Annotated in this window: 9 protein-coding genes and 1 tRNA gene; 5 read left to right on the forward strand and 5 right to left on the reverse strand. The window is 64.3% G+C overall.

The window, feature by feature from the left end; all coding sequences use genetic code 11:
* The first annotated feature begins 22 nt into the window (after positions 1–22).
* Together WC585_RS13060 and WC585_RS13065 are read left to right on the forward strand one after the other, a co-directional pair.
* Positions 23–544, forward strand: a complete 522-nt coding sequence (locus WC585_RS13060; protein ID WP_373258426.1) for a hypothetical protein — start codon at positions 23–25, stop codon at positions 542–544.
* A gap of 69 nt (positions 545–613) precedes the next feature.
* Positions 614–1,144 (forward strand): hypothetical protein, encoded by a 531-nt coding sequence (locus WC585_RS13065; protein WP_373258427.1) that lies wholly within the window; start codon positions 614–616, stop codon positions 1,142–1,144.
* A 66-nt stretch (positions 1,145–1,210) separates the two neighbouring features.
* Here the strand turns inward: WC585_RS13065 and WC585_RS13070 are convergent, their stop codons facing one another.
* The 3 genes from WC585_RS13070 to WC585_RS13080 form a co-directional block, all read right to left on the reverse strand.
* A complete protein-coding gene (locus WC585_RS13070; protein WP_373258428.1) occupies positions 1,211–5,455 on the reverse strand; it encodes a translocation/assembly module TamB domain-containing protein in 4,245 nt (1,414 codons plus the stop codon).
* Complete coding sequence (locus WC585_RS13075) at positions 5,452–7,287, reverse strand: autotransporter assembly complex family protein (RefSeq protein WP_373258429.1); 1,836 nt, start codon at positions 7,285–7,287, stop codon at positions 5,452–5,454. Before WC585_RS13075 ends, WC585_RS13070 begins: the two co-directional genes overlap by 4 nt.
* A gap of 72 nt (positions 7,288–7,359) precedes the next feature.
* Positions 7,360–7,698 carry a hypothetical protein gene (locus tag WC585_RS13080; protein WP_373258431.1) on the reverse strand — a complete coding sequence of 113 codons (339 nt, stop codon included), beginning with the start codon at positions 7,696–7,698 and terminating at the stop codon, positions 7,360–7,362.
* Between the two features lie 55 nt (positions 7,699–7,753).
* On the opposite strand from WC585_RS13080, the gene WC585_RS13085 reads away from it, so the two are divergent.
* Entirely contained in the window at positions 7,754–9,487 is a 1,734-nt protein-coding gene (locus WC585_RS13085) for an ATP-binding protein (protein ID WP_373258432.1), read from the forward strand.
* A 2-nt stretch (positions 9,488–9,489) separates the two neighbouring features.
* Here WC585_RS13085 and WC585_RS13090 read toward each other — a convergent pair whose 3' ends face one another.
* A complete protein-coding gene (locus tag WC585_RS13090; RefSeq protein ID WP_373258433.1) occupies positions 9,490–10,569 on the reverse strand; it encodes a CaiB/BaiF CoA transferase family protein in 1,080 nt (359 codons plus the stop codon).
* Positions 10,570–10,681: 112 nt separating this feature from the next.
* On the opposite strand from WC585_RS13090, the gene WC585_RS13095 reads away from it, so the two are divergent.
* Positions 10,682–10,758, forward strand: a tRNA-Lys gene (locus tag WC585_RS13095).
* A 360-nt stretch (positions 10,759–11,118) separates the two neighbouring features.
* On the opposite strand, the gene WC585_RS13100 is transcribed toward WC585_RS13095, so the two are convergent.
* Complete coding sequence (locus WC585_RS13100) at positions 11,119–11,526, reverse strand: helix-turn-helix domain-containing protein (protein ID WP_373258434.1); 408 nt, start codon at positions 11,524–11,526, stop codon at positions 11,119–11,121.
* 182 nt (positions 11,527–11,708) lie between these two features.
* On the opposite strand from WC585_RS13100, the gene WC585_RS13105 reads away from it, so the two are divergent.
* Positions 11,709–12,254 (forward strand): two-component system response regulator, encoded by a 546-nt coding sequence (locus WC585_RS13105; RefSeq protein ID WP_373258435.1) that lies wholly within the window; start codon positions 11,709–11,711, stop codon positions 12,252–12,254.
* Positions 12,255–12,372: the final 118 nt, after the last annotated feature.

The raw sequence follows: 12,372 nt of genomic DNA on the forward strand, positions 1-12,372 counted from the left end.
TACGATTCATGGGGGACAACTTATGGCGCACGGCTGGATCAGATATTTCAACCCGGCGGCGATGCTGGAAACTCAGGATCATGCCCTCGCGGCGACGCGTGCCAGCTCGATCGGCATGATCATCGGTGCGGCGCGGGACTCCATCCTCGCCTGGTACACTGCCAATGCCGGTGCGGAGGCGACACGGCTGGCCGTTGACCAGATGACGCAGCGACCTGAAACCGCCGAACAGATGCAGGCGGCAACGCAGATCGGACTGGCAGGTGCGATTAGTATGGTGGCCTTGCAGCTTGTCCTGGCCGTGGTGCACTGGCGCAAGCCGAGTAGCCTGTTGCCTCTGGTTTTCCTGATGCTGGTCGTGTGGGCCCTGGGGACCGGAGCCCTGGCATTCGTCTATGCGGTGGGCGGTCAGGGGATGGCCAGTCAGCCAATGGGTCTGATCGTCATGACCCTTGTGACTATGTCCGCAGCAGCTCTTCTGCATGCAACGGCCATCAAAGGGGCGGGCAGGTTGGCGGAGTTTCGCAAGCTGGCTTCAGACTGAGGATCAAGACGCCTTTCGTACATCACCGTGGTCGGGTTAGGCTCCGCGCCTCATAACCGGGAGGCGAGAATGAGTCTGATATCTGCAATGAACCCCACGGCCCCGATCACGGACCGTACCCAGGCGATCGCTGCGGCGCGATCCAGCGCCGTCGCCATCTTCATCGGCGTAGCCTGGGGCATCGTCACCACCATCTATCTGGCGACGGCGGCGCCGGCTCTGATGGAGTCGGCCTTTGCCGAAGCCGCTCAAACCGATCCGAATGTGGCCGGGATGGAAGGCATGGCTGGTGCCATGACCGGTTTTGTCGTGATTTGGGCCGGGCTAATGGTCGTGATCCAGATCGTTCTGGGTCTGGTGCAATGGTTCAAACCTAACATCGTGATCCCGATCTTGTTCACAGTCCTGGTCGTGTTCGGTCTGGGAAGCGCTCTTCTGGGCCTTATGGGACCTTCAGCTCAGTCAGCGGCGGCGGGTCCGATGTGGTTCACGGTTCTGGGCCTTGTCGTTCTGGTCGTGGAGCTCGTGCTTCACATCGCAGGCATTCGCGGTGCCAATGCGATGAACAAGATGCGTGCCGTCGATCAGGACGTGTTCTGATTTTGACATCAAGCCGGAACGAAGCGTGAGCGGTGCTGGGCTAGGTTCTGCCAACCCGGCTCCGCTTTAACGCCCCTGACGGTTCTGGCGCCGGTCCTCTGGACCGGTGCCGGGCTGTCGGGTCTGGCGACGCCAGCGGATCGACAGGCTGGCCCCTTCGCCACCGAACTTGGTGCTGACCGTCAGGTTGCGGCGCACCTGCCACTCCAGATTTACCGCCGCGCCATTGTCGCCGCCGCCGATGACTTCCAGATACAGGTCGTCGGTCAGATAGCGGCCACCCGCAATCGTCAGGCCTGACGCCTCGCCGCCGAATGACAGACGGTCCAGACCGGCCAGTTCGCGCAGGTTACCGATCACATCGAAGCCACCTCCTCCGGCCAGCGACGCGACGCCTGCCGCCAGCTGGGCCGCCTCGAAGCCCGACAGTTGTGATGCCGAGCGTCCGAAAAGGACCTGCGACAGGATTTCGTCCTGGGGCAGGGCGGGATTGGAGGTCAAGGCGATCTCGGGCCGCGCGGCGGTGCCGGTAACGCGGATCGTTGCTGTGATGGCCGGGTCTTCGCGAGTTGCTGACAGGTTGAGCCTGATCTGCTCAGGATTGGTCGACAGGCTGACCGTGCCGCGCGGGTCGAAGATGAAACGCTTGCCGGCAAAGTCGTAGTCGCCGCGCACGACGCGGGCCGTGCCGCTGAGCTGCGGCTCGGCGATGGTGCCACGCACGCGGGCATTGACGTTCATCTCGACATTCAGGCCTCGTCCAACGACGCGCACGTCGCCGCCCGGCGAGCGTATGGCGATGTCCAGTCCGATCTGGGGGCCTTGGGGCCGGTCGGCGGTATCGATCTCCTCGGCATTGCCGCCGGGCTTGTTGATCTCGACCACATCCATACGGACGATGCCGGTGGAGCCGGGCGGATTGGCCTCGATCCTGGCCTCGTCGATATCGATCTGCCCTGTCAGCTGGATGTTGCCGTCGGCACCGCGCACGACGGTCAGGGGCCCGGAGGCGCGGGCCTCGGCGATGTCGTTGTCGATGATGCGGAAGCGGGTCAGGGCCAGTTCGAAGTTGGACCCGGAGCCTTGGCGCAGGCCGATGCGTCCGCTGCCGGACACCGTGCCCCCCGATCCGTCATTTGCTGTGAAGGTCTCGACCAGGGCGGTGGTGTCGTCAAAGCGGCTGGCCAGTGTCAGACCGGCCAGACGCAGGCCCGTGCCATTGTCTCGGAACGCCCCCTGCTGCACGTCCAGTCGACCATTGATGCGCGGAGCATTCAAGGTGCCGGCCAGCGTCGCATTGGCGTCGATCTGGCCAGACAGGGAGCGTTCACCACCCAGGAACAGGTCCCAGATGGGCTGGACCTGGCCCTGAATCGCAACCGTGCCGCTCATCGGGCGGGTGCGGGCGATGGCCAGGCGCAGTGGCGCGGCGGAGGCCTCGACCGGCAGGGTGACGTCGGCGGTGGCGGAGACGGCTCCGTTGTCGCGGGCATCGGCCTGGATGCGCAGGGTGTTGTTGACCAGCATGGCATTGACCGTGCCGTCGACGGCCAGACCGCGCGGCGCGTCAATGCTTCGGATATTCTCCAAAGCGACATTGGCCGAGCCGGACAGGTCGTCGCCTGCGCCGCGCAGGGACAGACGGCCCGTGACCCGACCGCGCAGATCAGGCGACAAGGAGCCTAGCTCCACGCTGGTCAGATTGGCCTCGATAACGGCGGCGCGGGAATCCCGACGCATCTCGCCGGTCAGGACACCGCCACCGACGTTCAGGTCGACACGGGCCACCTGGCCGTCGCCGGACAGGGCGAAGACGGCGGGGTTGCGCGTGGTGAAGTCGATCTCTCTCGCGCTGCCCGAGCCGTTCAGCACGATGGTCTGAGCCGAGCCCTGGCGCGAATAGACACCACTGCCATTGAAGGCGGCGGGGGTGCCGCCCCCGACGTCGGCGACGATGGTGAAGGGCAGGCGATCTAGGGTGCCGCGTCCATTCAGATCGATGCGACGCACCACCCATGACTGACCGGCCAGCCTCACATTCGCCCCGGTGACGTCGACGATGGCGGTGTCTCTGCCGGCACCCTCGGTCAGGCGGACGCGACCCTCCGCCGTTCCGGACGCGAGGAACGCTCCGGGCCGGGCGGTAAAGGCCAGGTCGGCACTGGAGGGCAGGTTGTTGGACAGGGCGACCGAGCCTTGGGCCGTCACACCGCCCGCATCCAGATCGACATTGGTCAGACGGATTTGCGGACCGCCCAGGTAGAAGTTGCCGCTGGCGCGGGCGGGGCCATAGTTGGACTGGGCCGTGATCGCGATACTGCCGTCAGAGGCGTCGGCCCCTTTGCGGAACGTCAGGGCCAGATTGGCCTGGGTCAGGTCCAGCGGCCCGGCGGCGATGCGGTCAAACCGGGCGTTCAGGTCCGCGCGTGGCTCGGCCAGGGTGCCGGTGAGAGCTCCGTCACCGGTCATGGCTCCATCGATGGCGACCGGGCCGACGCCGAACGGACCGCGGGCGTTCCAGTCCAGGGCCAGCCTCAGCTGGCCATTACCCTCAATGATGCCGCGCGCATTGGCGTTGGCCTGGTCCCCCGTCAGGGCCGCGCGCTGGATGGAGATGCGCCCGCCGTCCAGGCCGCCGGTCAGTTGCAGGCGCGGCGTACGTCCCAGCAGGCGATCCAGTTCGTCCTGGCCGGTGAACAGACCTCGCCCGCGTCCGTCGAAGGTCAGGCTCCACGGTGCACCCGTGCGGCGCATCGCAGCGGTGATCGGCCCGCCGAACGATCCGCGCGCGCCGGGTTGCACGAGAGAGGCATCGGTGATGGTCGCATTGCCCCGGAAGCTGAGCCCGCCCAGCAGATTGCGTCCGCCCGACCCCGTGACTTCCAGCCCCTGCCCGTCCGCCTGAAGGCGTTGCAGTAGGATGGCACCATCAGGCTGGCGGGTCGCCTCGAATTGCACACGGGGCTGGGTTCCCAGCAGCCCACCGACGATGCCGGCTGTGGACCCGCCACGGGCACGGATGTCGCCCTGCAGGTCGAAGCGACCCGCCCTGGAACTCAAGTTGAGAGGCCCCGAAATCCGCTGGGCCTGGTAGCTGGACAGGTTGGCGTTAAGCAGATCGACCGAGCCGTCCAGCGCCCAGGCCGCGCCATCGCCCTTGAACAAGGCGGAATAGGCTGCGGGACCAGCCAGCGGCGTGCCGGCCAGTCGGGTGAGGGACGGCGTCGAAATCTCAAGCTGAATGCCATCCGGCGTACTGCGGTCGTTCTTGCGCATCATGCCGGATGCGGTGGAGTTCAGATTCTCGGACACCAGGCTCCAGCCCACACCCTGCAAGCCATCATTGTCGTGATCTGGCCGCACGACCAGACCGAACCGCGCCGTCTGACCGATCCGGTCCACGAAGGGTTGCAACAGTTCCGAGCCAGAGAAGTCGGCGTAGCCGGCGATCCGCGTCTGGTCCTTGCCATAGGTGCCGCGGATGGTCAGGGGCGTGAAAGTGCCGGTGCGCACCGCTACATTGACGACCTGGCCATTGACCACGGCGACGGCATTGAACGGCTGATCTGGCGAATAGCCCAGGGCTCCGGCCAGCGGTCCGCCTTGGGATTCATTCGCCTGAACGTTCAGGCGAATGTCGGCCAGTTCGTCGCCCATGGTTCCAGCCAAGCGCAGGAAATCGCCGGGGCGGGTGTTGCTGAAGGCGTTGATCGTGGCGGTTTTGTCGCCGACGCGGGGCAGTTCGACTGCCCCATCCAGCTTCCAGCGGCCATATTCCTGGCTGAAGCCCTCCAGCAGTTCGATGTTGGCGGCAAACCGGTCGATATCGACGGAAATCGGTTGCTGTCCCGGTGGATTGGTCGAGGCTTCGACCTCGGGGCGGCGGATCAGGCGAACGACCTCGGCCTCGATGTTGGTGGCGTGAAACCGGCGCGCAACCAAGGGCCAGAAACTCCAGTCGACGCGGACCTTGCGCGCCTCCAGCCAGACGCCCTGGGCATCCGTGACCGTGACCCGTTGGATAGTGAAGTCGTCGAACAGGTCACCCTCGACGCCTTCGACGCGGATTTCACCATAGTTGCCGATGCGTTTGCCCTCGACGAAGCTGGTCACCAGCTCCCGGCCGGGCCCCGACAGCAGATACATCCGCCCGCCGACCAGACCCACGATCAGCAGGCCGATCAGGATGGCGACCGCGATGCCGCCGAAGAAGGCCAGAGCCTGAAGGCGGGTGCGCTTGCGCTTTTCCTCGGCGGCGGGCGTCTCCGCCTTGTCTTCTGGCGCATCGGTCGGGGGCGGAGCGTCGGTCAAAACGCCTGGCCCAGACTGACATAGACCTGGAAGCTTGGATCGCCCTCACGCTTGTCCAGCGGAATGGCGATATCCGCCCTGATCGGGCCGAAGGGCAGAAGGTAGCGAACGCCCACACCGGCAGCATAGCGCAGGTTGCCGAAGTCCGGCGTTTCGTCGAAGCCCACGGCACCGGCATCCACAAAGGCCACGCCCTGGAAGCTGCCGAAGACCTTGCGGCGCACCTCAAGAGAGGTCTCGAACAGGCTCAGACCTCCGCGAGGCGTGTTGTCGGGCAGGCGAGGGCCCACACTCTGGTATTCATAGCCGCGTACAGAGCCGCCGCCGCCGGAATAGAACAGTCGGTCAGCAGGAACGGTCAGCTCTTCGCCGCCGACGATCGAGCCCAGCTTGACACGACCCGCAAGCACGGTCCTGTCCTCCTGGAAAGACAGGTAGCCTGTGGCCTCGGCTTCGGTCCGAAGGAACAGCACCGTGTCCTCGCCCGCCACGGCCGTTGGCTGGGCCGAAGCGCTCAGTCGCCAGCCGCTCGTGGGGTCCAGCGCATCGTTCGAGCGGTCCCAGTAGAAGTTGCCGCGCCCCGTCAGAATCACCAGGTCACGGGTCAGGCGTATGGGAGCCTGCGTCAGCGGGTCGAACCGGTTTTCGTCGTACTGACCGCCGTCCAGGCCCAGTCCATAGCTGTAGAATGAGGTCTTGCCGACCCGCTGGCGGATGTCGGCAGCCAGGACGAGGGCGGTCCTGCGATAGGCATCGGTGTTCTCATAAACAGCCGCGGTTTCAAGACGCAGTGTCTGGCTGGGCCTGCGCCAGTGCGGCAGGCTGAGCACGCCTCCGATACGGCTGTCGATCTCAGCCAGACGGGCCTGCCAGATCAGGGTGTCTGCGCGACCGAAGCGGTTGGACCAGGTCCAGGTCCCCTCGATCGCCGACCCGCCGGTGTTGGAGGGTGACGCGCCGGTTCTGCCTGCCGTGACGATCGCCTCGGCCGTTGACAGCGTGATGGCGGCTTCCAGGGTACGAGCCGGGCGATCCCGCAGGGTGACGATGACCGGGCGAGTGCCATTGGGCAGGTTTTGGTCCGCAGGCGACAGAGCTACGCCGATGCCGTCATAAACGCCGGTTTCGGTCAGCCGCCGTTCCAGTTCCGCGACCTGTTCCGGATCATAGACATCGCCCTGGACCCAAGGGGCCAAGCCGGCAACCCAGTCAGGATTGGTGGGGCCGCGCGTCCGCAGCAGAATGCCATCCAGCCGGACCAGAGGCCCGCTATCGATGTTGTAGTTTGGGGTGACGGTATAGTCGGTGTGGTTGACCACGACGCGACGCGCCCTGGCTTCGGCATCGGCATAGCCTCGACGGGTCAGGCCCGCGACAATGCGGCCCTCTGCCGCCAGTACATCGACCGCGCGGCCCGGGTCGCCAGTGGTCAGATCGACCTCTTCGCGAACGGCCAGATCGGTCGTTTGATCGGGGGGCGGCAAGGTCCAGTTCAGCCCATAGTCGGCCAGCAGGAACCGCGGTCCTGGGGTCACTTCGACGATAGCGACGGGTGTCTCTTCGCCTTCGACGTCATCGATGAGGGTTGGTTGATAATAGCCCTCGGATCTCAGAAGGGCTTCTGCCGATTCCATGGCGGCACGGGCTCGCCGGCGTGCTTCGAAGCGGTTGGACGGAGGATCGTCGACATCGCCGACAGCCCTCTGCAACTGAGCGCGCAGTTCGCTGTCCAGTTCACCGCGAATTAGAGCACGAGGCTCGGATTGAACCGCCGTCGCCAGTGCCATGAAGCCCGCCGTGCTGATCAGAAACAGGGCATGGCGGCTCGTCAAATGGAAACTCTGGGCTGTGCGAAGGAAGGCGGGTCCCTATCATGCGGCTTCATGGCGTCGATAGGGCGCGATTCAGTAGAAGAGCGTCTCACTCTCGGGCTGGACGGATTCTTCGGACGACCGTTTTTCGGGTGGCAAGGTGTCGACGGGCGGGGCCGAAGGAAGGGCAGCGGGTTCGACGACCGGTGCTGCGACTTCTTCAGCCGCAGGCGCTTCCACAACGTCTTGGACGATGACTTCAGGCTGTTCATCGTAGCTGTCGGGATCATCACAGGCCGCGATGGCACCGACACAAAGCAGCGCAAATGTCACAAACAGGCGTTTCACGAGTGTCGTCTCCCCACGGCTCATCCAGCGAACGTGCTGATCTGCCTCAGGTTCCATAGACGTGATTATCACCTTGGTCACCACTGACGGAAACCAATCCTTTCACCTTTGGTGAGACAGTGTTCTCTCGGAGGGGCAGATGACGACCACAGCCTATGCCAAGGTCGCGCAGGTGCGTTACCGAGAGCTCAAGACCCGGATCGGCCTGGCTGCCTTCATCGGCCTGACCGCCTGGGTCGTCACGCCGACGATATGGCCCATCGTCTGGTTTGCGGCGATGCTGCTGACGCAGGCGCTGGACTGGAAAGTCTTCAGCCGCTTCCGTCATCGCCCCGAATGGCTGCCGGATAAGGGTTATTTGGTTCTGTCCTGCGCCACGACGGTTCTGAGCGTCACCGTCTATGCCGGATTGACCGCCTATATGTGGTTCTATGGCGGGGAAACCGGGCGGATCTTCGCCATGATCCAGTGTGCGGGTGGTCTGCTGCATGTCAGCCTGCACATGCACCACGCCCGACCGATCCTGATTTCGGCCGTTGTGCCGCATGCCATATACTTTTTGGGGCTTCCCCTATTTCAAGCGACCCAGAGCGGGCGCTGGCAGGATCTTCTCGTGCCGATCGGTGGTCTGCTGTACATGAGCCACCTCGTGGTCGCGGTGAAGCAGAGCTCCAGTACAACGCGGGAAATGCAGGAGGCGCGCGACGCCGCCCTGGAGGCGCGGGGCAAGGCCGAAGTCGCCAACGCGGCGAAGTCCGACTTCCTGGCCGTGGTCAGTCATGAAATCCGCACGCCCATGAATGCCGTGATTTCGGCGGCCAACCTTCTGAAAGACACCAAGCTGGACGCCCGCCAGACCGAACACGTCGACATGCTTATCGACGCCGGTGACGTCCTGATGGGCCTGTTGAACGATGTGCTGGACGTCTCCAAGATCGAAGCTGGCAAGATGGAACTGGAGACGGCCGACATGGTCGTGCGCGACCGTCTGACGGCGCTGGGGCGGCTTTGGGAACCACGCGCAGAGGCCAACAACATCCGCTTGGCGTGGCAGATCGCACCGGAGGTACCGCAGGCGGTGCGGACCGACCCGCTGCGGTTCCAGCAGATCCTGTTCAACCTGATGTCCAATGCGGTGAAGTTCACCCGCGACGGCGACATTCTGGTCAAGGTGGACTGGGCCGGTGGTCTGCTGTCGGTGGCCGTTACCGACAGCGGCTGCGGCATTCCTGCAGACAGGCTGGAGCATGTGTTCAACAGCTTCGAACAGGCTGATGCCGGCACCACGCGCCGCTATGGCGGCACAGGCCTGGGCCTGTCGATCAGCCGCAAGCTGGCCGAGGTCATGGGCGGGTCACTGATTGTGGCCAGCGTCGAGGGCGAGGGTTCGACCTTCACGCTTCAACTGCCCATGACGGTCGTAGCGAGCCAGCAGGATGATGTGGTGCAGGTCGCGGTCGATTTATCTGTTCTGGCCAATCGCTCGATTCTGGCCGCTGACGACCATCCGGTGAACCGCCGCATCCTGGCCCTGCTGCTGGAGCCGTACGGTTGTCGCCTGACGCTGGTCGAGGACGGTGCCCAGGCGGTAGAGCGGGCGACGCACGAACCGTTTGACGTTATTCTGATGGACATGCAGATGCCGGTCATGGACGGGCTGGAGGCCAGCCGCCTTATCCGACTGGCCGGCCCGAACCGGGGCACGCCGGTCATCGCCCTGACCGCCAATGCCATGGACACTCACCGTGCCGCCTGGGACGGGATAGGGGTCCACGCCTTCCTGACCAAGCCGATCAATCCGGCGCTCCTGGCCGTGACGCTGGCCGAGGCCTGTCGTCAGCCGCAACCTATTGAGATCGTCGAAGCGGCCTGAAATCAGGACCAGGCGCGGACGGCGTCGTCTAGCGACAAGGTCGGAGGCTGTCGCCCCACATCGGGCGCGTCTATGCCAAACCGAGGGGCGGGCGCAGGCTGGAGGGGATGACCCGCATAAGTGCCTCGCGTCTGGTTGTGCGGGTATTGGGCCGCCTCGGACATCGACAGCACGGGCGTGACACAGGCCTCTGTGCCGTCGAAATGCGCGGCCCAGTCGTCGCGATCGCAGGTTGCGAACAGGGCTTCGAACCGGGCATGCAGGGTTGGCCAATTCGCCATGTCGAATTGCGGGGCCTCCTCTGCCGTCAAACCTAGGCCAGAGATCAGGGCGGCGTAGAATCGCGGTTCCAGGGCGCCGACCGCCACATGGCCACCGTCCCGGCATGCATAGCAGCGATAGAAGGGTGCCCCGCCATCCAGCAGATTTGTGCCCCGCGCCTCTTTCCAGAGGCCACGGGCCGAGAATGCCGAGAACAGGCTCATCAGCAGGGCTGAACCGTCGGTCATGGCCGCATCCACGACGCGCCCGGTGCCCGTGCGCTTTGCCTCCAGCAGACCAGCCAGCACGCCGGTGACCAGCATCATCGCCCCGCCGCCGTAATCCCCGACCATGTTCAGGGGCGCGCGAGGAGGGCGATCCGGCTCGCCCAGCGCATGCAGGGCTCCGGACAGGGCGATGTAGTTGATGTCGTGCCCGACCTGATCGGCCATCGGCCCCGTCTGGCCCCAGCCGGTGACGCGTCCGAACACCAGCCGGGCGTTGCGGGCCGCGCAGACGTCCGGCCCCAGCCTAAGCCGCTCCATAACGCCGGGTCGGAATCCCTCGATCAGGGCATCGGCCGTTCCAATGAGCTCCAACACACTGGCGTGGTCCGCAGGGTCTTTCAGATTGACCTCGACCGCCGCCCGGCCGCGATGCAGCACCTCACCCCCGACATCGGCAAAGACCGGCGTACCCGCAGCCGCGCTGCGGCTCAGGCGCAGGACCTCGGCTCCCATGTCGGCCAGGACCATGCCCGCAAAAGTCACGGGCCCCAGGCCGTCGAACTCGATGATACGTAGGCCAGACAGAGGTTTCATGATGTTTGAGTAGCCTTCCGCTCCCGGAACGTCGAGCCAGCCCTTGACCCGGCGCGGCCAATGCACCAGAAGGCGCGTCGCCGGTGACGCAAGCGCGTCGCGGCTGCGATGTGCGTCCTTAGCTCAGTTGGTTAGAGCATCTGACTTTTAATCAGAGGGTCCTCGGTTCGAGCCCGAGAGGACGTACCATCTTTTCAATAACTTAGTTGATTCAGAAACCCGTGTTATCCATTTGGGGGCACACAGGGGACACAGTTCGCAACGTTTCAGGCGGTTTCACACGTCACATTTTCTGCAGCGTCTCGGGATGCCGCATGCCCGAACATTTGGCTAGCAAGTCGATTTGGACATCGACTCGGTCGCAGCCAGTTCGTTGTTGGATGCGATTCGTCTCCGACGTGCATTGATTGCTCGGACAGATCGACCGGACACGCCCCGACGCAATCCATGCTGAGCAGCGGATACGCAAGTCCCCTGTCACGGCTCGATGGTAGACGCATTGGCGACGATAGCATTGCCTACTCTGGCGGTATTGCTGACCTGTGCTTGTCAGCTGTCAGCGGGCACCTTCGCCGACATAGACCGCACAAGCTCGAGAACCAGCCTTTGCTGCGGAAGCTCCAGACGCGGAACGAGGCTGTTTATTTCCATGGATTGCCGGGTGGGTGGGGATGCTGCCCCGTCCGGTTCTTCAGCGCCCGTATTGCTTCCGTCGCCCGAAAGACCGTCGAAGAAATAGGCCAGGTCGACCTTGAAGAACCGGGAGATCAGCCAGAGCTTAGAGGCCGACACGCGGTTGGTACCCTTCTCGTACTTCTGGATTTGCTGGAAGGTCAGGTTTAGGGCGCGGCCCAGGTCGCTTTGATTGTAGCCAAGTGCCAGTCGCTTCTCAGCGATACGCCGACCTACATGCACATCGACGGCGTGTGGTGAAGAGGTTGCAGTTCCGCGCGGCATAGTTGGACGCTCCTTGACGGTTGCAGGGTTGCAAGCTTGGCGGTGCGAGGCAAGAGGGCAGGCACACATTAGCCGTCGACGGGGAAGCCACGCATTGGAGAAGCCTCAGGTAACCCTGTTCGGTTGGATAGTTTCAACCTGGAGTTCTTATCTGGCGGCGGGTACGCAATAGAGGTCGCACCTTGTCAGCAGCTCTCCGAAACCGGTCAGTCGATCTTGCCCCGCTCGTCAGTCGCGTTGTCATCCTGGATGCTCATTTGCACGGGGCCCGTTTGCTGGGCGATGTCGTCAAACAGCTCGGATCTAGAGAAGTCGTGATCGAGACGGATAGGGACCTAGCGATGGAGACCGTCCGTTCCATCGAGCCGACCCTCATCTTCACTGAAATGACCGCGGGACTGGATGGCTTGGCCTTCGTCAGAACCTTGCGCCGTTCGACGCTGGGCTGCAGGCAGGCTCCGGTGATCATGCTCGCAGCCGAGCCGACCGCGTCCCGCATTCGCCAAGCCCGTGACGCCGGCGTGCACGAGTTTGTGCGCAAACCCTATACCAGTGCGGAGATCATCCGCAGGATCGAGGGATTCATCCTGCGACCGCGCGGATGGCTGGAGAACCGTCACTATGTCGGTCCAGACCGCCGGCGGTTCAGTGCGGAGAGCTTCCACACCCCCAAGAGGCGCAGATCCGATCAATCAGGTGGCGTCGCCCGGCTTCAGATAGCCATCTAGGGGGGGGGCGAGCCCCAGGGACGTGCCGACTGTGACGACCCACAGCACTGTCGCAAACGATGCGGCGCAGACGCCCGATCCCCTTATCGAGGAGGCGATCGACGCGTTGATGGTGGGA

Source organism: Brevundimonas sp., from assembly GCF_041648055.1.
GTDB lineage: Bacteria > Pseudomonadota > Alphaproteobacteria > Caulobacterales > Caulobacteraceae > Brevundimonas.